The sequence below is a fragment of the Oribacterium sp. WCC10 genome (genome assembly GCF_900113415.1).
Lineage (GTDB): Bacteria > Bacillota > Clostridia > Lachnospirales > Lachnospiraceae > Oribacterium.
This window is the reverse complement of sequence record NZ_FOPH01000023.1, coordinates 1-26,323: the sequence shown is the minus strand read 5'-3', so window position 1 is coordinate 26,323 and position 26,323 is coordinate 1. Positions and strand designations below refer to the sequence as shown.

The window sequence follows — 26,323 nt, the reverse complement described above, 5'->3', positions numbered from 1 at the left end:
ATTCTTATTAGTTCCACTTAATGAGATGCACAAAAACAGCAAGCATCCCGGTCGTTGAATAATACATACCTATCCCCCCACTAACGGTATGATTATACGCTTTTCACATTACCTTTGGCAACTCATGCCTTAGCCTCATAAAAGCAGAAAAAAGACGATTGTATCTGCTCATTTTGAGAACAGACATAATCGTCTCTGTTATGTTCATTTTGTTTTTACCGGTTATTCCTACAGCTCTACCCCGACTCTTGCCTTGAATCCATCATCATAAGGATGCTTGTCCTTAACCATATTGGTGACGTAATCCGCCATGGAAAGTATGGTAATGTCGGGGCTTCGGCCTGTCAGTATGACCTCCACATTTTCAGGAACCCGTAGCAGGAAATGGGTCAGAAGGTCATGATCCAAAAGATCCTTGTTCACCGCATCCAGTATCTCATCAAATACAAACATAGCCTCTATATCAGGTTTAAAAGGCTCCCCCTGCATGATGATCCCGTTCTTCCTTTGTCTTTCCTCAGAGGCTTTCTGCTTTTTAATCTGATTCTTCAGACTTATCTTCATGGTTTTAATGGCCTTTACGAACATCGCATCACAATCTTTTCTGGTGATTTTAAGCTCCTCATAGGACATCTTTCCTGTCCAGCCGAAAAAGTGCTCGGGAAAAAGCACCAGCACTCCCGGAATCTTCTCCAGAATACTGATTTCTCCGGACATGCCGTCCTTAAGGAACTGACAAAAGACCACCGGCACATTGTGACCGGCAGCCCTTACAGCAGCCCCGATAGCCGCCGTAGTCTTTCCTTTTCCATTTCCCTGATATATATGAATCATCTATCAATCTTCCTATTAAACTCAAGGTGTTTACCCTTATATCAATTTCACCTTATAAAACATCTCAAGGTTCTGTTGCTGATTTCTCTGAAATCTTCCATTTAGACTTATACTTTTAGTGGTCTGCCGGCACTAAAGAAATAATTCAATCATTTTCCCGAGAATCATTACTGTAATCCTAAAAGATGATATATCGCGTCTATATCTAAAGACTCTCTAAGTACCGAGGCCAGTTTATCATACTGCTGTTCCTTGAAATCCTCATACCGTATTTCTGTTATATTATCACGATTTATGCCCTTCTTCTCAAATAAAATCTGAAGAAATGCTTCTCTCAGTTCATCGCTGTCAAAGAAGCCGTGAATGTATGTTCCAAAGACATTGTCATGACAATATTCTCTCCGGGAACCGGTAATTGCAGGCGCATAAGTCTTCCCCATATGAATCTCATAACCTTTGACGATCTTCCCGTTAAGCTCCGAAAACTCCCCTGAAAGTCCGGATAGCTCAGTAGTAACTCCGATTCTTGTCTTCTCCTCGGCAAATTCCGTCACCAAATGCAAAAGCCCAAGCCCCCGGGTCTTTGTACCAGGAACAGTTTCTGCCCCGAACTCATCCAAGATGCTTTCACCCAGCATCTGATAACCTCCGCAGATACCGATAATCATAGTTCCTGCATGATGCTTCTGCATTATCTTCGCTTCAAACCCCGTAGCCCTTAGCCACTCCATATCTTTAATAGTGCTTTTGGTGCCCGGAAGGATGATAAGGTCAGGCTCTCCAAGCTCCCTCACCTTTGTAACATATCGAAGTGACACTCCGGGTTCTGTGGAAAGGGCTGTAAAGTCGGTGAAATTACTGATCCTGGGAAGACGAATGACTGCTATATCCAGAAGTGGAATGATGGATTCGCTGCTCCTTGAACTGTCACCGGAATCTATATCCGTATTTTTCATCCCACCATTTCCTGCCTCTTCCTGATCATCATGGAGTTCTTTATCTATATGATCCTGTACTCCTGCATTTGCAGAAGTATCACTGCTGTTCATATCTCCCGGAAGATTACATATTGAATCCTGTACTGCTTTTGTTTTTTCACATAAATCATCTGATTTTTTGAATGTATTCTCTGTATATCCTCTTACATTCAGTTGTTCAGAAAGAGAATCCTCATCGTCTATCACGATGTCCATATATGGCACTACCCCGAGAATATCCTTACCTGTTTTGACCTTCAGGATATCAAGCCCCGGATCAAGTATGGTCTTGTCACCTCTGAACTTATTTATGATGAGACCTTTTATACGAGCCTTTTCGTAATCTTCCAGAAGTTCGATAGTTCCATAAAGCTGTGCAAATACTCCGCCCCTGTCGATATCACCAACCAACAGCACCGGTGCATCCGCCAGCTCTGCCATACCCATGTTGACAATGTCATCATCCCTTAGATTTACCTCCGCGGGACTTCCTGCTCCCTCGATCACGACGATGTCTACGTCCTCCGCAAGTTTCTCATAAGCTTCCTTAACCACCGGAATCAGCTGCTTCTTATGTTTGTAATATTCCCTTGCGGTCATATTGCTGCTGACTTTTCCGTTTATGATAACCTGTGAGCCAACATCTGTAGTAGGCTTCAGAAGTATGGGATTCATAAGAACCGATGGCTTAATACCTGCGGCCTCCGCCTGCACAACCTGGGCTCTTCCCATCTCAAGTCCTTCGTCAGTTATGAAACTGTTCAGAGCCATATTCTGAGATTTAAATGGCGCAACTCTGTAACCGTCCTGCCTGAAAATACGACAAAGTCCCGCCGCAATGAGACTCTTCCCGGCATTGGACATAGTCCCCTGTATCATTATTGCTTTGGCTTTCCTTCTTTTCTGTTCCAAAATCTTTTTGACCTCTCAATACTTTAATATGATGACGTGAGTGTCAAAAGTATTTGCCCCCCACTGATCAGCTCCAACGCACACATTCGTGTTCAATGTGCTGCTGATGATTTTCCCTTGATTCTACAGGTACTTCCATTCATTTATCAATTTAAGATTTTCCTCATGTGTCCTCACGCATATCCTGAAATAACTTTCATCAAGGCCGATGTAATCCCTGCAGGAACGAATCAGTATTCCTCTCTGTAGAAGCCTCTCCTTAAGGTCTGAATTTGCCTCAGATACTCTAAATAATATGAAATTCGCCTCAGAATCAGGATTATAAATCTTCTCTGCAAGTCTGTTCTTCTGCATCTCAGATACCAGATATTTTCTTTCCCGGGCCACCGTACGGCGGGTTTCTTCGATAAATCCTTCTTCCTTCAAAGCCGCAGCTCCCGCCATCTGTGCAGGAACATTGATATCCCATGGTGTCATGGTCTCTCGGACAGCCTGAAGGAGCTTGTGATTTTCCGTAACCATATATCCGAGTCTTAGTCCCGGCATTCCGAAGATTTTCGTAAAGGCACGAAGGATGATAAGGTGATTTTCCATTGAGGAATCTGTTTTCATTCCATGAGGTACAAATTCTCTGTCCCCGTCAGCAGTCATCATGACCATGTGACTTTTATCACGTCCCGAAACTTTACCTGTTTCTACGGCTCCTATCATGGAATACTGTTTTTCATTGGTAAAGAAAGGAAGAAAACACTCATCCACAACCAGCCAGACCTTCTTTTTCTCGCAGTCATCATAAATACGGCGAAGGAAATCTTTATTTATTACAGCTCCATCAGGGTTGTTGGGATTACAAATAAAAACAACGTCTCCTTCCGAAAGTCCCTCTATGCGTTTACAAAGAGCTCCTTTTGTTTCATGAGTAAAAGAGAAGGAGTCCTCTTCTCTAAGAAAGAACTCCTCCACATCTGCTCCGTAAAGAGCTGCAGCTTTTCTGTACTCGGAAAAGGATGGTGCCGGAACAAGCACCTTTTTAGGTTTCAACACCTGCATAAGGCGGTATATGATATCGGCTGCGCCATTCCCGAAAAGAAGATTCTTTTCAGATACATCGAGATATTTCGATAAGGAACTCCTCAGTTCCCTCTGATCCCAATCAGGGTAGCCGATGCTCAGATTCACTCCTCTTTTGGCCGCTTCCTTAGCAGATTCAGGCATACCTAAAGGATTGATATTCACAGAGAAATCCAACTCTACCTTATTTCCGTATATATCACCGCCATGATTATAATTCAAATAAAATCTCCCCTTAATACTTCGAAACCAGACATTTATTCCCAAATGTAATCTTTGCAATCATTCAATCGATAAGACCTCATGTAGAATATCTCTTAGACATTTGTGACCATTTCCATATCTCACGCTGTTCCTTCAAACAGTACTATTCCCCTTCTGACACTATCCAAAGCCCATCCGGCTCCACATGACATCTGAGGAAAAGAATCTCTACCCCGGCATTTTTTGCATCATCGAAAGCCTCTCCAAATTCCGGATGAATCTCCATGTTGGGTCTCACTTCAGTCACGCCATCCATCTGAATAACAAATGCAAGAACCGTTCTGTACCCCTGTGCTTTGGCTTTTATGAGTTCCCGTATGTGCTTAACTCCCCGCTCCGTGGGCGCATCAGGAAAATAACCGATGCCGTGCAACTCCTGAGTGCAGCCTTTAACTTCCATCAGGAACTTTTCGCTCCCCTTCTCCATATAAAAATCGATTCTGGAATCCCCATAAGTATACTCCGGAATAACCTTGTCAAAAAGCCGCGTCGAAAGCCATTCCTTCACAACCTTATTGGGGGCCTGACTATCGATATTGAAAAGCACGCCTGTACTTTTCCTTACCGCCACAAGGTCATACCTCGTTTTCCTTCCCGGAGTCCCCGGTGCTGTGACAAAAACCTCACATCCCGATACCAGAAGTTCACTGCACCGTCCAGTATTTTTCACATGCACGGTTTCCTTATGACCTTCTATATCGACTTCTGCTATAAACCGGTTAGGTCTTTTCAAAAAAGTTCCACGAACAATATTTTCATATTTCATACTACCGCTTCCCGACTCTCAGCCCCCAAATGTGTTACTTTCTCCTTCACCTTCTTTTATCAGAAGTGTATCTCCTTAAAGTGAATTTTGCACATACTATTGGCATTATACCCAAAGGAACACTACCATAACTTCCCGCATAATAAGGATTCCGACTATATAAATCATGAACACCGAAAGGTACATCACTCTATTGGCCGTTTCAATGTCCTCCGGCTTTATCTCCCGAAGCTTATCCCCTATTTCCGGTTTTTTCACAAGCTTACCGAAGTACCAGGCATCGCCTAAAAGTGTCACACCCAAAGCTCCTGCCATAACTGCCTCAGTCTGTCCGGAGTTGGGACTTGTAGACTTTTTGGCATCACGCAGCCAGATTTTAAATGCATTCTTCCAGTTGAGATTCAAAAATGCTGACGCAACCACCATAAAAAGTGCAGTTACTCTCGCCGGAATAAAATTCAGTAGGTCATCGAGTCTTGCTGCTACAGTTCCGAAATATCGATATTTTTCGTTTTTATATCCGATCATGGAATCCATGGTATTTACTGCTTTATAGAACCAGCCTCCGGCAACTCCGAAAACCATCATAAAAAGGAGTGGTGCCACAACACCGTCGGAGGCATTTTCAGCCACCGTCTCCACTGCAGCCTTTGCGATTCCCGATTCATTAAGACGCTTTGTGTCTCTTCCGACTATCATGGAAACCGCTTCTCTTGCGCCATTTATATCCTTTCTCTGAAGCGCCCTGAACACTTTCATTGATTCGACCTTCAGCTGCTTCATGGCAAGCATCTGATACGCAAGAAATGCACTTATAGCCCATGATATGGTCTCGCCGAACATGCGGCTGATATAAATGATCACGAGAGGTATCAATGTAAATACCAGAAGCTCTATCACTACAAGTATCCCTCCGGCAATCCTCTTCTTAACCTTGTCTTCCTCTGCTTCTTCGGAAATATGACACACTTTTCTGAGAAAACCTTCCAGCCACTCTATCGCCCGTCCCATGGCCATAACCGGATGAAACCAGTTGTGCGGATCTCCGAAAACAAGATCTAATATCAGTGCCATGATGAGTATCATTATTCTTTCGTACATTTTGTCATCCTATCTTTTTTATGTTTATTATTTTCAAGTCGCCATGCTGATCAACTGTGATGTCCGTTTCATATCCCTGTCCGGGCTTCAGACTCCATTCAAAGTAGTCCCTGTGAGGCTCTGAGAATCTATCCAGAAGTGCCATGATGGTGCCGCCGTGTACCATAAAAATCAATGTTTCGGCATTGGAATCCGTATTCACCTTTTTCTGTTCACTAAATACTCTGTTCGTACTGTTTTCCGGATTTCCTGTCTTTTTTGATGATATGGTTTTCTCACCCTTCAGTTCATCAATACTATCAATACTCTCGATATGTATGAAGCTTTTTCTTTTTGATGGTAACGGATAATCCGAAACGATACTGTTAAATCCCCGGACAACTCTCTCTATAAACTCTTCTTTTGATTCGCCTCCGGGAAATGCCGTTTCACCGTTACTGTCGATATATCTCTGATAAGCCTCTCTGTGTTCCGGGTCCGGATCTTCATTTATCTCCTGATAATTCCTGTATTCAAACGCTCCGAAATCCATCTCCCGGAAATTATCGATGATTTCATACCGGCCTTGTGAAATCATATCAGGAAAAAGGCATTCCGCAGTTTCCATGCACCGACGCATAGGACTGATATAGATTTTCGAATCTTTATTGTCTTTCTGATAGTTACCAAAGTATCTTTCAACCGATGTACGAAGTCGCTCTTTCTCAGAAGGAAGAATAGATTCGTCAGTTGCCCCCACATATCTATGTTCCTGATTTCCTTTTGTCATACCATGTCGTATAAGAAACAGTTTCATTATTATCTCCCAGGGTCAGACTATATGTTCTGTCACAATTTTTACTGCAAGAAGGCCAAGCACCGCAATGATGGAAGGACGAACCACTTTGATGCCGTTCTTCATAACGAGGCCTGAACCAATGTAGTTCCCCGCCATATTACAGAGCGCACATGGAAGCCCAACTGTGAAAAGCACCTGTCCGTGAAGGATAAATATCACAAGCGAGGTAATATTTGTTGTCAGATTAATAGCCTTTGTCTGACCGTTTGCAGTTTTCACTCCAAGCTTTGCAAAAACTGTAAATGCAATAATCAGAAATGTTCCTGTACCGGGGCCGTAAACTCCATCATAAAAACCGATTATAAGCGCTGCAAGAACAGCTGTTACATAAGTCTTCCTGTCATGTACCACCTCAGTGCTTCCGTTATCCTTAAAGATCTTTCTGTTTAGAACTACAAATGCGGTCACCGGAAGGACAGCAACAAGTATATAAACAAGCACTTTTTCAGGTATCACAAGGCTAAGCCTTGCTCCGACGGAGGAACCTATGATGGCGGCGATTATGGATGGAACAGCTATGCCCCAGTTTATGAGCCCCTCCTTTATAAATCTTACCGTAGATACAGTGGTTCCACAGGCGCTTGATAGTTTGTTGGTGGCGATGGCTGTATGAACAGGCAATCCCGCAAGTAAATATGCCGGAAGTGAGATAAGTCCTCCGCCCCCTCCTATGGAGTCAACAAGCCCGGCAAGAAACAGCAGGGGACAGCATATTAGATATGTGAGTGCAGTTATAGTCATGATTCTGTTACCTCTCAATCGTAGAAGATTATCTCAGTGTATATCATTTTCCTAAAAACTCAATAGGTGCAAGGGGCACACGAATGTGTGCGTGCTGCGCACCATCAGTGATTGTCAAAAGTGTTTTCCAAACGGATAAATAATCCATCATCCTTTCTCCAGCTTGAGATATTCGCCTTATTTCAACCTCTGTGGAATCCCGGCAATCAATCTGTAAACTCTGTCTGCTCTCCTGGCGAAAATACAGCTGACTCTTCCAACCGCCTCACGCCATTCCCGTTCACCCTTGTCCATTGGTACAACTCCGGAACCAACCTCATTCATGATGATGACGGTTTCTCTTGAATTTCGTCCCTGATTTCCGGTTTCAAGATGCGTTCCGGAAACATCATGTAAATCAGATTCCTTCACATCCCGATTCGAACAATCCTCCAAAACATCTCCCGAATCATTGCCTCCATCAGTCTCTGATTCCGCCCCAATACCTGTCACATTATCAAGCCACTTCTCTGCTTCTGATAAAGAGTCTTTACCATCTTTCAGTTCCCTGCGGATCTTCTCTTCATAATGATCTATCACTTCTGCATCCGGAAATTCATTCCTGCAAAAATCATGCTTTCCCTGACAAATCCCGCCTATGATAAAAATCATTTATCCTCCATCCTTTCAGCCACCTATCATAACTCCCACATTTCCATGCAGCAGCACTCTGACAATGCCGCATACTATCAGGTGCGCCGGATAATAAATATAAAACAGATATTTCATATTCTTCATCTTTCCGCGCTCCCCGTTATAAGCCTTCAAAAGCGGAATAGTCAGGCACACGAAAAGCTGAATTATGCCGTAAACCAGGTTAATAAATATCGCATAAACAATCGCGTAAACCAGCACCCACATCATGACCAGTGTCATTTGCTTTTTGAAATTTCCCCGGTTTTCTCCGATATAGATTACCGCAAGAACTGCAATACTGCTCCAGTCTGCGCAAAAGGCAAGTATGGTCAAAAGAAGAATGATAAATGTTTTCTGCCACTCCCTGAGTCCTTCATTATCAGACACCCATAGCCCGATGAGACCTAAGAATAACGACCATATCACACTGGTCTGGTTGAATACACTGTTCTGAAAGGGAATAAACGGAATTCCAAAGGCAAAGTTATAGGCAAAATGTCCGACAACCGCAAAAATCAAAAGTCTCGTCACATACTTTTTAAGATCATGAGTATGATGATACCCCTCTGCCACCATAAACCAGAAAATCGGCGCCGCCAGTCTTCCGATGATGTGAAGTAAAACTATCCACCAGTCCGTCGGATAACCCGGCCATATTACTGAAGCAAGGTGATCTATGGTCATCGCAACCATTGCGATCATTTTAAGCTGATTACCGTTAAGCCCTTTTGTTCTCATAAATAATATCCCCTCATCTCCTGTTTAACACTGTTATTTATCCAAGATTTATGCCATACAGATGTCAATGACGTGAGTGTCAAAAGTATTTGCCACTCACTGATTAGCGCTAACGCACACATTCGTGTGCAATGTGCTGCTGTCAATATGATCAACTCTGCACTTAATTCAGCATATCTTTCATTGTTTCCACGCTAAGGAAATACCCTCATTTCAAGTATTTTTATTATCAGAATATTGGCAAATAATATCAAAAACTCACAGTTACAAAGAAAATATCCGCAGAGATCCCCTGTGGTTCCTCCGAACTCAGGAACTATCCTGTACCTGTATCTAAAGAATGAAACTGCTGCTGCAGCCAATGTCACTGCCGGATACACAAGTTCTATCTTCCCGTATATGAACACCGAAAACATACAGATAACCGTCACTGCAAGTTCTGCCAAAAGAACATTTTTCACCTTACTGTCTGCACTCTCAGAAAATGAACTGACCATGCCGTCCTTTTTCGCTTTCGGAAAGCAGACAACACTAAGTCCGCTTAACTCTCTCGAAATGACAAAACCGAAGCACACAGAAAGCAGTGCCTCTATATCCATCTCAGTTGCAAGCGAATATCCCCCGAGAATATACATTACCCCGTAAATCACAGCGAAGGCTCCTATATGCGGATCCTTCAATATGGAAAGCTTCTTCTCCCTGTCACCGTAACTGTGAAGTGCATCTTCTGTGTCAAAGAGCCCGTCCAGATGTATCCCCCCGGTTACAGCAATGGGAGCCAGCATCAAAAAAAATGCCGTAATCATGTTATAAGTTTGGATGTTCATGGCCGTCCACCATATAAAAAGTTCAATTACGGCAATGACTATTCCCACCATTGGAAAAAAGCTCATGGCATACTTCATACTCTTCTCATTCCAATCCGCCTTAGGCATGGGAATCCTTGAATATGTTGAAAATGCGATAATGAAAGAATCTATCATTGTAAGTTCTCCTATATAAACGCATGTATTCCTTCTATTACAGATAAAAAATACAGATGAACTGTATATTTTTAAGTCATATGCGTTTATTATATATATTAAGAAGAATAAGTCCAAGTCGTGTACGGATTTTCAAAGAAATTGATGCAGTATATAGAAAGTCCGGCCGGGAAAACGCTTTGATCAGCGTTATCATAAGGATTCGTGATTATTGAAAACTGAATAATGGCAGCACACCTGAAAATGACGTGTTCGTGCTGCAAATCAACAGTGAGTGACAGTAATTCAGGCACTTACACCATAACGCGGATGAGTCAGTCCTTTTCAAAATAAAAAACAACGGGCTGGCATCCCGAAATAAGAGGGAGGGTTTAGTATGGAGTTTAAAGGCATTAAGCGCATCGAAAGCGGAAACTTTATTCACAGGTATGATGTCCTGTATGAAACCAACGATCATAAAGAGAAGACCTATGAGATCGTTAGCCGTAATCCGAATATCACCTCATTGGAAGAGCTTTCCGATTGGGGAAGTAAGACTGTTTCTATAATCGGTCTTTCCCGTAACCACAATCGTATTCTTCTTAACAAAGAGTATCAGATGGCTGTTGGTGACTGGGTATACAATTTCCCGTCAGGTCTCATTGATGAAGGCGAGACACCTACTGAAGCCGCTAAAAGAGAACTGATGGAAGAAACCGGTCTCCACTTCGTAAAACGTATTGTGCGATTAAAGAGCAGCTTTAATTCTGTCGGTCTCTCCAATGAATCCTCTTCCTGCGTTATCGCCATAGTTGATGGTGATATTCAGGAAAGCAATTCCAGCTTTGAAGAAATTCAGGCTATGTGGCTGACCAAAAATGAAGTCAAGGAACTTCTCAAAACCGCAAAGATGTCAGCCAGAGCTCAACTCTTCTGTTTCCTCTGGGTTTACGGAGATTTGTCATTAGACAGATTCTATGAACATCAGGAAGATTTCGGAACCGGAAATCTGAGATAGTGTTCAGCATTACACCACATATTTTTCGCCCGCCAGAAGGTCTTGAATCCTTCTTAACGGGCGATTTTTATATCGAACCAAAGCTGTCATAATAAATGCAATTATGATCGCATCCACCCATCAGCAGTTTCCTGCAGGATTTCATCCGATAGGTAGCTTCTTCTTCACTCTGATATCTGTTTATTCGTTTTCTGATATATCCGATATTTTCGAAATTATCTTCTTTGCCCGGGATAAGTGCCGCACAGGAATTGACCCAGATGACATTACAATCATCATGTGCGCAAAGATCCAGAGACAATTTGAAATCATAAGAACCCGTTGAATACGCCGGAGATATAATCATTGTAAGCATACATCCGCGCATTATACGTTCCATGTATTCATTGGTAAGGAAATCCTTACATATCATAACAGCAAAACGTCCTATACCTTCATAATGAAAAACAGTTACCTTATTATTGCTTCTAAGATGCTCTCTGTATTCACCCTGTTTAGTCTTGCGAAAAAAAGGATACTGCTTGCATTGTCTCGTTAATTCATTCCCGTTTCTGTCCAGAACCGCAGAATAATTAATCCCCTCCACACTACATGATGGTAATACAATAAGCGAAGGTATCTGTTTTCTTTGTTCATTATCCAGTGAACATAATTTCTCCTGAATGTAAGTCTCCATCAAAGGATTTCCAAGCATCTCAGGGAATACTATAATCTCACTACCGTGTTTCCCCGCTTCTTTGATCTTCTCCCATACCAAAGCATTATCACGTTCTATACGAGACTCATTATATTTAATGCCGAATACCTGATAATCACCTGAATTCTGATATCTGTATTCAAAATTTGTTTTTGCACTAAGCGGAGTAGCCGCGACATTAATCTTTTTGGTTTTATCAAATACAGGAAACGAACCTCTTTTAATAAATATATGCTCTGCTTCTATACCCGGAATATCTTCTACAACCAGAAGATATCTGAGATAGCTGTCTATACGTTTATATGAAAATGTCTGTCTGTTTTTTCTTGACCATACGCAATTCATCTTGGGAAACAATGAGATTCCCGTGGTAGATCTGTTTGTATTGATCTCACTTGAAACCTTATTTCCTTCAAGTATCTCACGTTCATCATACAAAAGAACCGAAACTGTTTCATCCAGTGCCTGCAACAGTCTTACAACGCTGTTTTTATCATTCTCACTGCATATTTTTTCTTTAAAAGCACGAAGTTTTCCAATATATTCAGGATTGAGATCCGGCTCAAAAACCGGAAAATACATACCTTTTTCACTTAGACTCAGATAAGTGTTTTCCTGAATGCGATCATCAATATTTCTTAACTCTTTATCAGAGAGACTTTTAAATAAAATAAGATGATCTTTACCGACAGTCTCCACAAGATAAGAACATAATTCTGCGATAATGTCATATAATAGTATTCTCTCGGGAATCATATCTTTCATTTAACTTAATCTCCCTCTGCATCGAATCAAAATTCAGTAGTATTCACATGGAGCTTTACTTCACAACTGCCGGGATACCTGCTACCACCTCAATGACCTTATCCGCATCCTTTGCAATGTCACGATTTATCAGGGCCAGCTCCCTCAGAAATCCCATGGTCTCTTCCGGATACTGAATTCCGTCGCAGTAGAGTTCATTGCTTACAACGATAAGGGCTTTGACATTATCGGCAATCTCTCTCAGCGGCGCCGCGATTTCATGAGGGTGGCCATTGGTTTGGAAGCACTCATTGGCATAAAGATTTGTTAGATCTTCAAGAAGAACAACAGCATCTTTTAATTCATCATTCTCATGATCCGAAGTAACCTCATACTTTTTTCTTTGGTCCGTACCACAGTTTAGCTCTACCGTATTGTAGCACTCATTCTGTATTTCATCTCTCACTTTCTTCTCTCCGGCTGTCGGACAGTCCGTTTCTTTTTTAATGCTTTTTATCTCATCCAAAGCCCTCGCTATCTCAAAAGGTCTCTCGATTGTGATGAAGCCCTTGCCTGCCCGTAAACTTTTATGCCTCTCAATCCGCTTTTTCGTTTCTTCATCATCGTACGGGTACATAGTGGCAATGTAGAATAGACGCTCAGAACTGTCTGCCAAAGAAAGCGCCAGCGATTCAGCATATTCAGATTTCCCCGATCCGGCACCTCCGGTCACCAGACAATACATAATCACTTAGCCTCCTTGTTTTTTCACATCATTTCTCAAATCTGTGATATGCCTCTACCTTCATATCATTAAACGTACCCATCCGATTGAAGACCTCCACCGCTGAAGAAAGAATGGGCATCAGAAGCACTGCGCCGGATCCCTCTCCGAGAGACATTTCCGCATCGATTATGGCACGAAGCCCCATCTTTTCGAGAGCTTTTCTGGCAAGCTTTTCCTTTGATATATGGGATGCCAATGTATACTCACTGACTCTTTCATCCATCATAAATGCACTGAGTGCAGCTGCAGTGGAAATGATACCGTCAATCACCACTGGAACTTCATATCTGATGCCCCCCAGGAACATTCCGGCCATGACAGCTATTTCCAATCCTCCGATTTGGTACAGGGCTTCCTTGGCTGTTACTGCAGAAACGGTTTTGACTTTTCTCTCAGAAACATCGGCCTTTGTTTTCTCTACTGATTCATCTCCATTCTCTTCCTGCCCTAACACATTTTTCAGTCTCTTCAGTGCCCGTCTTACCACATCCTGTTTTCTCCTGAGCCCTTCTTCACTGAGACCTGCGCCGTACCCTACAGCATCTTCAGCATTATTTCCCATGAAATAGGCAAGTAATGCTGCCGTCGGAGTGGTATTGCCGATCCCCATTTCTCCTGTGCAAATGATACGGTAACCTGCTTCCTTAAGTTCTTTGACGATATCCATGCCAAGGTTCAATGCTTTTTCACCGATCTCCCGGCTCATGGCAGCCTCAACTGCTATGTTTCCACTGCCATCCTGAAGACGCCTGTCATTGACTCTGCCTGCTGAAAGTTTTGCTGAATAACTATTTGATTCATCGTTTAATATTTCCTCAACATTTTTCGATGAATAAGCTTTATGTTTTTTTTCATTAGTCTCAGCAATCTCTTCAACATACCTAGGTCCGATCATCCCCACATCGATGGTATATACAACAACACCATTGGTTTCTGCAAGAATAGCCGTTGTTGTCTCGCCATTTGCGAAGCTGTCCGCCACTTTTCTTGTTACGGAACTGTCTGTCTGACTCACTCCTTCCTTTACACAGCCATGATCCGCGCAAAGCACCACCAAAGCTTTTTTATCTATAGAGGGAGTCAGGGTTCTTTGTATCCCGCAAAGCTTTATGACTTCTTTTTCAAGTATTCCGAGACTGTCGATAGGCTTCGCAATTCCATCCCATTTTTTCCGGGCTTCCTTCTCAAAATGATATCTCTCACAACATTTCATATAATTAAAAATCGCTTTCGGATTACTGTAATAGTAAAAATGAGGCCATCCGCAGGACATGGTCTCACTGTAATAAATACCCTCATATCCACCGGAAATATTATACGGTTTAGATGAAGTTTTATATTTCTCATAAAACTCGCTTGTGTTCCCACGAGAGCTTTTCATGCCATCATAAACCGGCTGTTTACCCTCGGAGGTTGAGCTGTTTTTTACACTTACATCCATGGGTTTTCTAAGTACAAATCCATCCCCGTTGTATTCACAATCGTATCGGTGAAATTCATGACCTTTGAGAACTGTCCCAGCTTCACCAAATAAACCCGGTAATTTTGTTTCCGCAGAAATATATCCAAATCGAACGAGTCTCTGCTTCTTCGTTGCTTCTCCTGAAAAAACTCCGCACATCTCAAATTGTTTCCGTGATTCTAAATGTGTATTCTCTGTAGTTTTTTTATTACTTCCCCTGTTTTTATCTTTTTCACATCCGGATTTTATTGAACCGTTATGACAGATTTTGTCAGTTTCCAAACTATCTTCTGTGCATATCGAACTATTCAGATACATATAACCGCCGCACTCTGCAATCACAGGCATCCCGCCTTTTATACAGGAGACCAAAGCTTCTCTCATGGAAACATTTTGGGAAAGCTTTTCTGCATAAAGCTCAGGATATCCGCCTCCTATGATTACTCCATCCAAATCCTCCGGCAGCTTTTCGTCATGAAGCGGACTGAACGGAACAAGTTCTGCCCCCATCTTTTCCAGCAGTTCCCGGTTTTCCTGATAATAAAAATTGAAAGCTTCATCCTCTGCGATACCGAGTTTTACTTTGTTGTTTACTCTAAGATCTGAAATATGATCAGCCCTGATTTCGGAACCTCTGATAAAGTCAGTATAAACATTTAAATCAACATGATTTTCGTAATTATTAAACCCGACTTTAGATTGAATGCTGAACGAATTATCAGAACGACTTAAATCACTATCGACACTTCTGCTGATTTCTGATGCGACAGAACCGTCTCTGAATTCAGAAATCTTCTTAACATGAGTCTTCCCGGATTTCGTTGTCCCGGCAAGCTCCAAAATCCCATCAACATCCACAGTTTTCTCAATCTGATCACTGACAGCCTCAATCCATGAATTGAAATCTTCCATATCTCCCGGTTCGATAAGCCCGAGGTGCCGTGACGGAACTGCAAGATTCTTCATTTCAGGCAAATATCCGAGAACCTTGATTTCAGGACAATTCTCTTCGATTACACCCTTAAGCCTTTCATAAAACACCGGTGATACTCTGTTAAGAATCACTCCACGGATTCCGGAATCATTCATACGGTCATCACCGGATGACCCTGTATTACCATTCCGGTCATCTATATATAGCGGACTTTCATCCTGCGGCAAATGTTCACATGTATTATCCCTGTATCCGGTCTGTCTTGCCGTAACAGTCTTCCCAAAATCCAGCATCCCTCTTATCATGGCCGCTATAGAAACACTTGCTCCCTTGCAATCCATCACAAGTACTGTGGGACTGTCGATGATATCGGCAATCTCCCAGGTGGAGCCTTCAACAGAAACTCCGCCCAGCCCGTCATAGTATCCCATGACACCCTCAATCACGGAAATGTCGGCCTGCTCAGCTCTTTCGGTATAAAGCGTTCTAAGCATTTCCTTTGAAACAAAAAAGCTGTCAAGGTTTGCCGCCGGCACTCCAAGTACCTTCCTGTGAAACATCGGATCTATATAGTCAGGCCCGCACTTAAAACTTTGCACCTTAACCTCTCTTTTTTTCAGAACATTAATAAGACCACATGTCAATGTGGTCTTACCTGATCCGCTCTTATCTGCTGCAAGTACAAAGCTGTATCTCATATATGTCTCATCCTCAATAATTATTCAAACGTTCCTCTTCACCCGGATCTTCACCTCATTCGCCCGCTCTTCCCCTTCATGGAAGCTGTATTCTATCTTTTCAGCTGCATTCTCAATCATTGAAAGTGACAGATCATTCCCGGTATCTCTGATATCGAATTTTTCTCCACTGTAGCTAATGGTGATTTCTGTGCTGCTATCCTGCATGGAATACTCCACAGCCACATGGATGTCAGGGCTTGAATACTTCGGAATGAGTATTTGCTGCACCGTCTCCTCAATGGCGAGGCGTATCCGGTTTTTCCCGGAGGACTTTACATCATTCTGAAGGAGATATCTGTCAAGCTCTACTCCAAAGCTTATAAAGTCATAATCCCTGCTGTCGATTATCGCCTCGAAGACCTTCAGTCTTCTGATAAATCTTTTGGTATTTTCCTTTTTCGGATGCTCGAAAATCTCTTCAGGAGTACCCTCTTCATAGATTCCTCCCTCGTCCATATACAAAACTCTGTTTGCTATGGCGCGGGCAAAATCCATCTCGTGCGTGACTATCATCATGGTCTTTCCACTCTTTGACAGATCCCTGATAACAGCCTGAACTTCAGAAACCATGGTGGGATCAAGAGCACTGGTGGGCTCATCCAGAAGTATCACCTCCGGATCCATACAAAGTGTTCTTGCGATGGCAACTCTCTGCTTCTGTCCTCCTGAAAGCTCATCAGGATAACTCAGTGCCTTGTCAGCCATTCCCACACGGCGCAGAAATTCCATTCCCTTGTCATAGGCTTCCTGCCTGCTCTTCCCCAAAAGATCCATAGGTGCCAGCATCAGATTTTCAATCACCGTAAGATGTCCGAAGAGATTGAAAGACTGAAACACCATGCCCATTTTCATCCTTGCTTTTCTGATGTCATAGCCCGGTGCCGTAATCTCCTCACCATTAAATAATATCTGCCCCTCAGAGGGTTTCTCCAGGAGATTCAGGCAACGGATCAATGTCGACTTTCCGGTACCCGAAGGTCCGATGACAGAAATCACATCCCCGTCATTTATGGTCAGATTCACCCCGTTTATAGGAGTAACCGAATCATATTCTTTTGTCAGATTCTTTACCTCAATCATCAGTACGTACCCCCTTCAGGATATCTTCCCTCTTACGACGTTTAGGGTTAATGCCTATCTCTATTTTGTCCACGAAAAATGTAAGTATTGCTCCCAGAATGAAGTAAATTATAGCCACTGCAATAAGCGGGAAGAATGCCTCATAGGTACGCCCTCTCACGATGTCTCCCATCTTCGTCAGATCCTGAACCGCGATGTAGCCAACGATTGCTGTAGCCTTGACAAGAGCCACTACTTCGCCCTTATAAGTCGGCAGAAAATGAGGAATCGCCTGGGGGAGTATGATCCTGAAAAATGACTTTATATCTCCGTATCCCAAGGCCAACGCCGCTTCGGTCTGCCCCTTGTCTACGGCACCGACGCCCATCCTGAGCATTCCGAAAACACCGGCACCGAAAACTAATGTAAATGCTATTACCGCTACAACCGTGCCGGAAATCTTCATTTTCGCAAAAACGATATAGTACAGTATCATCAAAAGAACTACAACAGGCATTCCCTGAACCAGCCACACAAAGGCTCCTGCCATGGCATTGGCAGCCTTATTGCCACGTCTCGTTCCCATGAATACCATGAACCCGAAAACTGTTCCGAAAATGATGGATAAAACCGTGATAATGATGGTTGTCAAAACTCCGGAAAGGAACAGCTCATAACGATTCTCTCTGATAAATGTCTTTTCAAAACTTGACTTAATCCTGCCGATAAAAGTATTTCCGGCTTCTTCAACAGATGATGTGCGCACAATGAAAACAAAAGCTGCAGGAGCATACTCAAGGAAATCCATGGATTCCTTACGCTCAGCTGTAACAACTATGGATCCGCAAATTGCATCTGCCTTATCGGCCTGAAGGGATGACAGTACAGCTGAAAAATCCATGGGAGTGAAATTCACATGAACATCCAGCTCCTTTGCAATGAGAAGAATAGTCTCAATATCAAGACCGAGACATTCTCCGCCTTCTCCCATATAGCTCATAGGCTCCAGCGAATCACAGCAGGCTACATTGATGACACCGTTACTGCCCGGCCAGTCCTGCTTCGGAACAGTTTTCACACTGTCATCAGAACCTGTCCATTTTTTCCAAAGGGCATCCTTTGTTTCTGAAGGTATTCTGTCAAATGCCTCCTGCCATACATCCCGTCTTTCATCCCCCTTTTTAAATCCGATTCCAAAAGTGGTATCTCTCAAAGGCTCGGGAAATACTACAAGTTCCGGATCTTTATTGGCAGCAAGCTCAGCAACAGCATTGTTCATAAGTCCGGCATCTGTTTTTCCAGTCTTTAAAGCGAGCATCATATCCGGCATGGTTGTGAAATATGTGAATTCCTTGACTTCTGAAACCTTTGTCAGGATCAGGTCCTCAAAGGGTGCTCCGGTGATCATGGAAATGGTTTTGCCTTTAAGTTCATCAAAGGTTTTGAACTCAGGGGTCTTTCCGGAAGCTGCTATCCTGGTATCCTGAGCTGTCCCTGTAAGATCCTTTGACGGAACTGCCAGTACGATTCCGCCTTTATATGTAGCATCACAGAAAAGCACTGCTTCCTGTCGCTCGGGAGTTACATTCATGCCTGTGGTCAGATCACCTTTTCCGGCTTCAAGAGCTGGGATACGTGCAGCGAAACTTACATCCTCAATTTCAAGAGCATAGCCTCTGTCCATACAGAAATGCGCCATGAGATCTATATCGTAACCCACATTTATTCCGTCTTTAATGTAGGACCAGGGCATATCACTGGCCGTGGTGATCACTCTGACTGTTCCGTTTGTTCCGCTGAGCCCCGACATATCTACAGTTTTCCTGCTTTCATCCACGCCCATCCAGATGTCATCCATCAGCTGAAGTATTCCGTTGCTTTTTATCGTTTTGAGGTAGGCATTAAACTCATCACAAAGCTTTTGGCTCTCAGGATCATCTTTTCTGAATGCAAAACTTACATCCTGATCTCTGATTCTGTCATGGATATAGTCGATATCCGGCTCTTCAAAATGCATAGTCTTGACGTTTGGCTCATCAGCAAGAAATGCATCAATCTTTCCTGCCAGAAGTGCAGCGCTGCAGTCCGGATAGCTATCGAGATAAACATACTCGCTGTCAGGAAAATACTCCTTGGCAGCATCCTCCATCAGAGTTCCTGTGAGAACTCCGATACGTTTTCCGTTATAGCTCCTCCAGTCCGGTGTTTCCGCCGCAAATGCTGATAAAGTAAAGCAAAATATAAGCATCAAAAGCATCGTTACGAAAAAGCGAACATGCTTATTCGAAGCTTTCTCTGCAAGAAAAAATCCCCTTTTCATACCTAACTCCTACACTCTTTTATTCTGTTTTCATCACAGAAAAACCGTCTCATAACTTTGATATGCAATATGGATTGCTGTCTTCAAACAGATTTTAAACTTATGCTATTTAAAAATCCTCTCTAAATACCTTTGAAGTATCGATAAGGGACTCCTTACAGCTTAATCCTACCGGAAGAGACATCTGCTGACCTCATCATCTTCTGGAAATTCTCGTTATGGTTATAGGATTTTCAGCTCTGTGCATGTGGTAACTGCCGCGTCTTTCAAGACCTGTAGCCTGAATCTCGACCATCTCAAAATTATAATCCGTAAGTTTTCTCTCTATCTCCAGAACCTCTGCAACAGACTCAAGAGTAACCGTGTTTATGACGATAACTACATCGGGATTGACTCCAACCGCCCAGTCAACTATCTTCTGAAGATTGCCCTTGCTTCCACCTATGAATACACGATCCGGAATCGGAAGCAGTCCCTCATCTGCCACATTTTTTCTCTCACCCGGCTTCTGCATTTCCATCTCTTCGAAGCATTCCGGAGCCTTACCACGAACTATACGGATATTATCAACCTTAAACTGATACCTGTTTCTCTCGATGGTATCAATGGCATCCTGATTCACCTCAACAGAAATGACCTTTCCTTCAGGGCATGCAAGTCCTGCCTCGATAGACATTGAACCTGAACCTGCACCTATATCATAGATGATACTGTCCTCTCTTATAGCCAGACGACAAAGACTCAGAGCTCTTACGTCACGCTTTGTTATAGGAACTCCACCGGTTCTCTCGAAGTGCTCATCACCGATACCATAAGAGCGGATAGGTGTCACGGCATCGTCATTCTCAAAAAGGGCTATGGCGAGACGATCGAACATCCTGCCCCTCATTTCTCTTGTTTTTCCTACGGTAAATTTCTCGTCCTCGTAGCTGAGTCTCTCACCAACGATGATCTTCACAGAACTGAGTCCAAACTGAATGAGCTCTTCGGAAATATTGGAAACTGTATCTTCGCTTCCGAGAAGTGCGCACACAAACTTGTTCTCACGGATCAGAGGAATCATGTCCTTATGACGACCGTGAAGGCTTACAAGCTTAACGTCTGCCATACTGATGGAACGCTTGCTGAGGAAATACTGGATGCTGGAAACTCCCGCAAAATTTCTTATCTCAAAGTTCTCCGCTCTGTCTTCGTCCTCAGAGTCTTCATTTCCCTCGACTCTCATATTGCGGGCCAATGCCTTCTTCAGAGGTATGGCACCGCTATAAACGCTTGTATCTCCCGTAAATACCGCAGAGATCACCTTCTTCTCCGGATGCTCCTTGATATAAGCCACCATATCCTCCGTTTTCACCACTTCGCAGATCTCGATATCAAGCTCCGGAGCTGCATCCTGCGCAGTCTTAAGCGCTCTTGCCGCTCCCATAAGAACATCCGAATTCTTTATGGCATCTATGGCCTGAGTTGTCATCATCTCCGGACTACCCGGACCAACACCGATTAAATTTATGATTCTCATTCTATACCTCCTAAATAAACACTGCTTCGGAAAAAATTTTTTTATAACCTATCATAAACTATGTGAATGCACTATTTCTCATCTTTTTTATTAAAGATTCTTTAGTATGTCATACACTGCTTATGTGTAAATGCATTTTTTAAATCATATATTCCGGCACAGAACGCTCCCGGATTACTATCATTTAAGCACTTCAAATACATCAGACAAACTCATCACTCTATACCGGTCTTCTTCCTGTATCTTCAAAGACACCGGTCTGCCTATAACTAGAACCTTTACCCCCAGTTCTATGGCTGCATCACACTTCTCGGGAAATCCTCCGATCTCTCCGGAATCCTTTGTGACTATATATCCGGCAGAGGCATATCTCATCTGGGCAAGGTTCATATCAACGTCAAATGGACCCTGCATCAGGATCAGTCTGTCTCTTCTAAACCCGAGTTCCATACATTTATCAAGAACTTCGGGAGTTGGTAATGCTCTCACATAGCAGTACTCCTCAAACCCCGAAATAACCGTATATTCCCGAATTTCCTTTGAACCTGTGGTTATGAGTATATGCTTTCGTTCTTCAGGATATTTATTGAATGTTGAGGCAAGCCACTGCGCGGCGCTTTTTACATTATCGAAATATAGAAAATCAGCATTTTCGGTTTCTGAAACTGTCTTTGGACGGTTTACTCTGATACATCCGACTCCGGACAACCTGCATGCTTTAATAATATTTTCTGTTACAACAATAGCATAGGGGTGTGTAGCATCCAGTACCAAAACCTCATCTGCTTTATCTTCCGCTACCTCACTCATGACCCCGTCAATTGAAAACTCATCAATCACAGTCGGCCCATTACTCTCTGCTTCGATTTTTTTCCTGACTGAGCACCTGCAAGTACTCTTCGCATATTTAAAACGCTCCGCCATCTCATCCGCATTCAGCCTTCCCACATGAACACTTATATGCCTTTCTTTTGGCAGAAGTCCTGCCCCATAGTCCGTTGCCACAAAGACTTCGGTTTCAAGAAAATCCTCTCGTCCTTCAGCCTCTCTCTTTCTGTTTTCCCCGGCTATGTACTCCGCCAGCTTTCTTCCTTCTGTAGTTCCTCCAAACAAAAATATATGCATAAAACTCCTGCTGCTATTACTGTCTATATTGCACATCACGATCTATAAGAACGCCCAAAGCGTCCTTACGTGCTCTTATTATCTTATAATGTAAGATTCAAAAGTATTTGCCACTCACGAATGGTGCACAGCGCGTACACATTCGTATGCAATGTGCTGCTGAATTTTATATATCCAAGATTGGTTTATCTCTTATAACCTCTCGGTGTCACCATCCTTGGCCCATCCGGTGTTTCAACTATTTTAGTTTCTGAATTTCCTATAAAAACAGTGGTAAACATATCAATTTCTGCTTTCTTTTGATGTGCTGTCTCTATCTCATAAGCATTATTCAAACTCTTAAGATTATCTGCTTCTTCAGATTTCTCTACGCAATCCTCTGAAAAAGATTTCGGAACTCCAAGTTCCTTCAGTTTATGCAACAGGAAAACCCTGCTGCTCATTCCATCTCTTCCGATGTTCCTGACATATCCGCACACTCTGTCTGAGGGAAGTGCCTCCTCAAGTATCTCGCAGGCTCTTTTAAACTTATCAACTCTTTTGTGGCTCACAGGATTATAAAGGACGATTACAAAATCACCCGAAGCTGCTGCACGAAGTCTCTTCTCGATGGTATCCCATGGAGTCAAAAGATCCGACAGACTTATGACACAGAAATCATGACCTGCCGGCGCTCCAAGCACCGCTCCACCGCTCAAAACCGCGGATAGTCCCGGAACTGTTTTTACCTGTACCCCGAAATATCGTTCCTTTTCAGAAAGCTCGTACAGTAACCCCGCCATGCCGTAAACTGATGCATCACCTGATGATATAACGGCAACATTTTTTCCTGCCACCGCAAGTTCCATTGCCTTTTTGCAGCGTTCCTCTTCCTCACGCATACCGGAAACCACGAACTCCTTCTCCGGATACTGCTTTCTGATTATGTCTACGTAAGTTTTATACCCGACTATCACATCGGCACCGGACAACACTTCTCTTGCTTCCAGTGTCTCGTACTTCACGTCCCCCGGACCGAAACCAACAGCATATACCGTTCCCATTTCCCCCTCCGTATCTATCATGCTTTATCCTATAATTTTAACGTATAAAGAAAAGGACTGCAAACCACCGTAATAACTCTGAATTTTTGAAATGATTAATGTAGTTTAACAGTTTTAATTGTATTTTAGAGTTTTTATCACATTTTTAAAGATTTTATCTCCCTTTTTCAATCCCATTTATAATTCTTCATAATTCAATATATTTTCATAATCCTTCATAATCCTTCATAATTCGATATACTTTCATAAACCTTCATAACTTTTCATAATTCTTCATAATGTCAGTACTGAAATATAAATTATTTCCCTTCTTCAAAGGCTGAGATCAGTTTTATAAGTGCATTTTCTGCCGATATAGAAATTAAAGTAGTATTAGAAAGAAATACCCATGATTTCGAATCGGAGGGATATATCATGAAAAAGAAGCAAAATAAGTTATGTCCAAAGAGCATAGTTAATACAGTCAGTGTAGTTTTCCTGGCATCTGCCTTCATTTTCCTCACAGCATTTACATCTGTTGGATCAAAGAATACAGGTCTTGCCTCAAAGAAGACACAAAAATCAAAGGAAGGATCAACTGCATGGGACAATTTGTTTGGAAAATCCGGCAAAGATTCAACTAAGACATATGCGGAATTAAAAAAGTTTAAGTTTGTAAGCCCTGAGGAGATATTGACTCAGGTTGGATTTTTAACTCTGGCTGATGAATCCGGAAATTTCATAAAAGATAATACGGTAACTCCAAAGTACTCAGAAGTCAAAGTTGAAATTGATGATATTACCGCGACTAAACCCGATAAAGAAGGCTTCATCGAGGTGACTGTGCCTTACACCATCAAGAAATACAGAGAGGTTGTTTCAAAGGATCGAAGTGTAAGATGGCTTGCCAATGCTTATTACAGCAATCCTGATTTCGTTGATTTATATACCGGCAATCTGATCGGCTGTTATCACTGGTGGGATTACCGCCCCGAGGAAGATTATGACCCGGGCATCACCACAATTAAATGGGACGGAGAAAGCTATACAATATATGATTATAAAGGCGAAACCAAAGATTCTGTATATGACGATGAGTATAAGGAAGCCGGGCAGAAATCTGATGGAATGCATTATACCATGGAAAGCACTGAATATTATAAACACATTTTCCGAATCCCAAAGGACTATGACGGACTCACCATGGTATTCATGAAAGAAAATTCCGAAAAGCTTGCCAGGGCTGAGCATGAAAGCACTGCTGCGTATATTCACGACAGAGCCGGCTATGATGTCTTTGACAAGGATCTTTACTATGGCGTTGAAGTAACTGCGGATGATTTTTATTTTGTTAAGATATGTGACTATATAAAGGAATAACAGAAAAGAGTGATTCCCCGAGTTAAGAATTTCTGTTACTAAAGAATATGTTTAATAAAGGAATCCTGTTTATATACCGGTAAAGGAGGATACGATTATGAGAAAACCTGTGGCAGGCATTATAACTGCATCCATGATTGTCACTATGTTTACGAGCTATGGTTACAGTTCAGATAAAAACATCCTATCTGTTGAGCCCCTGGTTATGAAAAAGTCAGCATTGGAGTCAATGTTGCCTAAAAATACAAAAAAGTCTGCTGATACTATTACAGAACTCGACGTCATCATATGCGAATACGGACAGAATACAAAGGACTGGTTCCTTGGTTCCGGCATGAAGGGTTCTAATTTTGTTTCGAAATTCGAAGAAGAAAATCCGAATATCAAATTGAACCTGGATGTTGTTTCCTGGAGCGATGTTTATGACGAAGTGGACAAGCGAATCAAAAGCGGCAATACTCCGGACATCCTGAATATTGATATTTATAGTGAGTATGCCGAGGATGGACTGCTCCTCCCGATTAAGGATTATTGTCCTACGAAACTCTATAATGATTTTTTTGATCCATTCCTTGAGCAGTCTGCTATCGACGACACAGTATGGGCGCTTCCCGATCTTGCCTCCTCCCGTGCGCTTTACTGCAATGCTGACATCTTTAAAGAAGTGGGTATAGACTACCCGACCACATGGACCGAACTTGAAGATGTCTGCAGCAAAATAAAGGATTATTACAACGGAAAGATTTATCCATGGGGAATCGATATGACTACCGACGAAGGTCAGGCCGCATTTTCTTACTATACCTGGGGGAATGGCGGCGGCTTCGTTGATGATAAGGGAAAGTGGGCGGTTAATTCCTCTGAAAATGTTGAGGCTCTTGAGTTTGCTCTGGGCTTGGTAGAAAAAGGCTATACTAATCCGAAGCCTGCCACACAAACCCGATATGATCTTCAGGATTTATTCGCAGAAGGGAAGCTTGCTATGGTTATCGGACCCAACCAGCTTCCGGCTTATGTAGAAAAAAAGGGTGGAAACATTAACATGGTTCCAGTACCTATCCCGGCCGCCAAAGGTAAGAAATCTTCTTCCATCGGAGTTATGGACAGGATTATGGCATTTAAGGATGCTAATGCTCCCGATCAGGATGCAAGGAATGAAGCAATCGGACAATTCATGACATTCTTCTTTGCGCCCGAGAACTATACAGCCTGGGTGGAAATGGAGGGTTTCCTTCCGGTTGTAAAATCCGGTGTGAAGTATATGACAAAGTATGATACTTCCTTTGGTGCATGGCTTGATATCCTTGATAACTGCAAGTTCTATCCCACAGAAAAAACTGAATGGGCTCAGGTCAAAAAGGACATCATCGCCGCTGAACAGAATGCTCTGAACGGAAACGATGTGAAGAAAGAACTGGATAAGGTTCAGAAGAAGCTGAATTAGGATATAAAAAGACTTTAGATATTGCCGTGGCAAACGAATAGTATTTTTATCATAGTCTTGTAAATCCTCTATTTTCCTTGATTTTACTGGGTTTGCGGGGTAGTGTAAAAAATTCTGTGTAAACAGATTGAATTGATGATAAAAATTTCGTTTTGATTTAATCTATTAAAGATTATTGAGAGAGGCAGGCGGC

Annotated in this window: 20 protein-coding genes and 1 pseudogene; 3 read left to right on the top strand and 18 right to left on the bottom strand. The window is 42.5% G+C overall.

Annotated features, from left to right (window positions below):
* Nucleotides 1-228: 228 nt before the first annotated feature.
* The 10 genes from BM294_RS13670 to BM294_RS13625 form a co-directional block, all read right to left on the bottom strand.
* Nucleotides 229-834: a cob(I)yrinic acid a,c-diamide adenosyltransferase gene (locus BM294_RS13670; protein WP_091209403.1), complete on the bottom strand. Its 606-nt coding sequence runs from the start codon at nt 832-834 to the stop codon at nt 229-231.
* A 167-nt stretch (nt 835-1,001) separates the two neighbouring features.
* Entirely contained in the window at nt 1,002-2,690 is a 1,689-nt protein-coding gene (locus BM294_RS16040) for a cobyric acid synthase (RefSeq protein ID WP_242944544.1), read from the bottom strand.
* A gap of 156 nt (nt 2,691-2,846) precedes the next feature.
* A complete protein-coding gene (locus BM294_RS13660; protein WP_091209401.1) occupies nt 2,847-4,016 on the bottom strand; it encodes a pyridoxal phosphate-dependent aminotransferase in 1,170 nt (389 codons plus the stop codon).
* A 145-nt stretch (nt 4,017-4,161) separates the two neighbouring features.
* Nucleotides 4,162-4,824 carry a DNA/RNA nuclease SfsA gene (gene sfsA, locus BM294_RS13655; protein ID WP_091209399.1) on the bottom strand — a complete coding sequence of 221 codons (663 nt, stop codon included), beginning with the start codon at nt 4,822-4,824 and terminating at the stop codon, nt 4,162-4,164.
* A gap of 105 nt (nt 4,825-4,929) precedes the next feature.
* The gene (cbiB, locus tag BM294_RS13650) at nt 4,930-5,925 is read right to left on the bottom strand and encodes an adenosylcobinamide-phosphate synthase CbiB (protein ID WP_091209397.1); all 996 of its coding nucleotides are present in this window, start codon (nt 5,923-5,925) and stop codon (nt 4,930-4,932) included.
* A 4-nt stretch (nt 5,926-5,929) separates the two neighbouring features.
* Complete coding sequence (locus BM294_RS13645; RefSeq protein ID WP_091209395.1) at nt 5,930-6,721, bottom strand: histidine phosphatase family protein; 792 nt, start codon at nt 6,719-6,721, stop codon at nt 5,930-5,932.
* A 15-nt stretch (nt 6,722-6,736) separates the two neighbouring features.
* Nucleotides 6,737-7,504, bottom strand: a complete 768-nt coding sequence (locus BM294_RS13640; RefSeq protein WP_091209394.1) for a sulfite exporter TauE/SafE family protein — start codon at nt 7,502-7,504, stop codon at nt 6,737-6,739.
* Between the two features lie 177 nt (nt 7,505-7,681).
* Nucleotides 7,682-8,155: a bifunctional adenosylcobinamide kinase/adenosylcobinamide-phosphate guanylyltransferase gene (locus BM294_RS13635; RefSeq protein WP_091209392.1), complete on the bottom strand. Its 474-nt coding sequence runs from the start codon at nt 8,153-8,155 to the stop codon at nt 7,682-7,684.
* A gap of 15 nt (nt 8,156-8,170) precedes the next feature.
* Nucleotides 8,171-8,917 carry a TraX family protein gene (locus BM294_RS13630; protein ID WP_091209390.1) on the bottom strand — a complete coding sequence of 249 codons (747 nt, stop codon included), beginning with the start codon at nt 8,915-8,917 and terminating at the stop codon, nt 8,171-8,173.
* Nucleotides 8,918-9,111: 194 nt separating this feature from the next.
* Nucleotides 9,112-9,900 (bottom strand): adenosylcobinamide-GDP ribazoletransferase, encoded by a 789-nt coding sequence (locus BM294_RS13625; RefSeq protein WP_091209388.1) that lies wholly within the window; start codon nt 9,898-9,900, stop codon nt 9,112-9,114.
* A 376-nt stretch (nt 9,901-10,276) separates the two neighbouring features.
* On the opposite strand from BM294_RS13625, the gene BM294_RS13620 reads away from it, so the two are divergent.
* Nucleotides 10,277-10,897 (top strand): NUDIX hydrolase, encoded by a 621-nt coding sequence (locus BM294_RS13620; RefSeq protein ID WP_091209386.1) that lies wholly within the window; start codon nt 10,277-10,279, stop codon nt 10,895-10,897.
* 67 nt (nt 10,898-10,964) lie between these two features.
* On the opposite strand, the gene BM294_RS13615 is transcribed toward BM294_RS13620, so the two are convergent.
* The 8 genes and pseudogenes from BM294_RS13615 to cobJ form a co-directional block, all read right to left on the bottom strand.
* The gene (locus tag BM294_RS13615) at nt 10,965-12,359 is read right to left on the bottom strand and encodes a carbon-nitrogen hydrolase family protein (protein WP_091209384.1); all 1,395 of its coding nucleotides are present in this window, start codon (nt 12,357-12,359) and stop codon (nt 10,965-10,967) included.
* A 55-nt stretch (nt 12,360-12,414) separates the two neighbouring features.
* The gene (locus BM294_RS16035) at nt 12,415-13,083 is read right to left on the bottom strand and encodes a bifunctional adenosylcobinamide kinase/adenosylcobinamide-phosphate guanylyltransferase (RefSeq protein WP_175494695.1); all 669 of its coding nucleotides are present in this window, start codon (nt 13,081-13,083) and stop codon (nt 12,415-12,417) included.
* A 28-nt stretch (nt 13,084-13,111) separates the two neighbouring features.
* Complete coding sequence (locus tag BM294_RS13605) at nt 13,112-16,219, bottom strand: nicotinate-nucleotide--dimethylbenzimidazole phosphoribosyltransferase (RefSeq protein ID WP_091209382.1); 3,108 nt, start codon at nt 16,217-16,219, stop codon at nt 13,112-13,114.
* A gap of 405 nt (nt 16,220-16,624) precedes the next feature.
* Nucleotides 16,625-17,341: pseudogene (locus BM294_RS13600) on the bottom strand (amino acid ABC transporter ATP-binding protein); the annotation flags it as partial.
* Entirely contained in the window at nt 17,334-19,640 is a 2,307-nt protein-coding gene (locus BM294_RS13595) for an ABC transporter permease subunit (protein ID WP_091209378.1), read from the bottom strand. The gene BM294_RS13595 and the pseudogene BM294_RS13600, both read right to left, overlap by 8 nt.
* Nucleotides 19,641-19,836: 196 nt before the next feature.
* Nucleotides 19,837-21,159: a precorrin-6Y C5,15-methyltransferase (decarboxylating) subunit CbiT gene (cbiT, locus tag BM294_RS13590; protein ID WP_091209376.1), complete on the bottom strand. Its 1,323-nt coding sequence runs from the start codon at nt 21,157-21,159 to the stop codon at nt 19,837-19,839.
* A 180-nt stretch (nt 21,160-21,339) separates the two neighbouring features.
* Nucleotides 21,340-22,284 (bottom strand): precorrin-6A/cobalt-precorrin-6A reductase, encoded by a 945-nt coding sequence (locus BM294_RS13585; protein ID WP_175494694.1) that lies wholly within the window; start codon nt 22,282-22,284, stop codon nt 21,340-21,342.
* 185 nt (nt 22,285-22,469) lie between these two features.
* Entirely contained in the window at nt 22,470-23,327 is an 858-nt protein-coding gene (gene cobJ / locus BM294_RS13580; protein WP_091209372.1) for a precorrin-3B C(17)-methyltransferase, read from the bottom strand.
* 414 nt (nt 23,328-23,741) lie between these two features.
* Between cobJ and BM294_RS13575 the strand changes: the two genes are divergently transcribed.
* Nucleotides 23,742-24,686 carry a hypothetical protein gene (locus BM294_RS13575; RefSeq protein WP_091209370.1) on the top strand — a complete coding sequence of 315 codons (945 nt, stop codon included), beginning with the start codon at nt 23,742-23,744 and terminating at the stop codon, nt 24,684-24,686.
* A 97-nt stretch (nt 24,687-24,783) separates the two neighbouring features.
* Nucleotides 24,784-26,130 (top strand): ABC transporter substrate-binding protein, encoded by a 1,347-nt coding sequence (locus tag BM294_RS13570; protein ID WP_091209368.1) that lies wholly within the window; start codon nt 24,784-24,786, stop codon nt 26,128-26,130.
* Nucleotides 26,131-26,323 lie beyond the last annotated feature (193 nt).

Bases quoted from the DNA above. Each gene is read 5' to 3' on its own strand.
- BM294_RS13670 (WP_091209403.1), bottom strand. From the start codon at position 834: ATGATTCATATATATCAGGGAAATGGAAAAGGAAAGACTACGGCGGCT.
- BM294_RS16040 (WP_242944544.1), bottom strand. From the start codon at position 2,690: ATGATACAGGGGACTATGTCCAATGCCGGGAAGAGTCTCATTGCGGCG.
- sfsA (WP_091209399.1), bottom strand. From the start codon at position 4,824: ATGAAATATGAAAATATTGTTCGTGGAACTTTTTTGAAAAGACCTAAC.
- cbiB (WP_091209397.1), bottom strand. From the start codon at position 5,925: ATGTACGAAAGAATAATGATACTCATCATGGCACTGATATTAGATCTT.
- BM294_RS13645 (WP_091209395.1), bottom strand. From the start codon at position 6,721: ATGAAACTGTTTCTTATACGACATGGTATGACAAAAGGAAATCAGGAA.
- BM294_RS13640 (WP_091209394.1), bottom strand. From the start codon at position 7,504: ATGACTATAACTGCACTCACATATCTAATATGCTGTCCCCTGCTGTTT.
- BM294_RS13635 (WP_091209392.1), bottom strand. From the start codon at position 8,155: ATGATTTTTATCATAGGCGGGATTTGTCAGGGAAAGCATGATTTTTGC.
- BM294_RS13630 (WP_091209390.1), bottom strand. From the start codon at position 8,917: ATGAGAACAAAAGGGCTTAACGGTAATCAGCTTAAAATGATCGCAATG.
- BM294_RS13625 (WP_091209388.1), bottom strand. From the start codon at position 9,900: ATGATAGATTCTTTCATTATCGCATTTTCAACATATTCAAGGATTCCC.
- BM294_RS13620 (WP_091209386.1), top strand. From the start codon at position 10,277: ATGGAGTTTAAAGGCATTAAGCGCATCGAAAGCGGAAACTTTATTCAC.
- BM294_RS13615 (WP_091209384.1), bottom strand. From the start codon at position 12,359: ATGAAAGATATGATTCCCGAGAGAATACTATTATATGACATTATCGCA.
- BM294_RS16035 (WP_175494695.1), bottom strand. From the start codon at position 13,083: ATGTATTGTCTGGTGACCGGAGGTGCCGGATCGGGGAAATCTGAATAT.
- BM294_RS13605 (WP_091209382.1), bottom strand. From the start codon at position 16,219: ATGAGATACAGCTTTGTACTTGCAGCAGATAAGAGCGGATCAGGTAAG.
- BM294_RS13595 (WP_091209378.1), bottom strand. From the start codon at position 19,640: ATGAAAAGGGGATTTTTTCTTGCAGAGAAAGCTTCGAATAAGCATGTT.
- cbiT (WP_091209376.1), bottom strand. From the start codon at position 21,159: ATGAGAATCATAAATTTAATCGGTGTTGGTCCGGGTAGTCCGGAGATG.
- BM294_RS13585 (WP_175494694.1), bottom strand. From the start codon at position 22,284: ATGCATATATTTTTGTTTGGAGGAACTACAGAAGGAAGAAAGCTGGCG.
- cobJ (WP_091209372.1), bottom strand. From the start codon at position 23,327: ATGGGAACGGTATATGCTGTTGGTTTCGGTCCGGGGGACGTGAAGTAC.
- BM294_RS13575 (WP_091209370.1), top strand. From the start codon at position 23,742: ATGAAAAAGAAGCAAAATAAGTTATGTCCAAAGAGCATAGTTAATACA.
- BM294_RS13570 (WP_091209368.1), top strand. From the start codon at position 24,784: ATGAGAAAACCTGTGGCAGGCATTATAACTGCATCCATGATTGTCACT.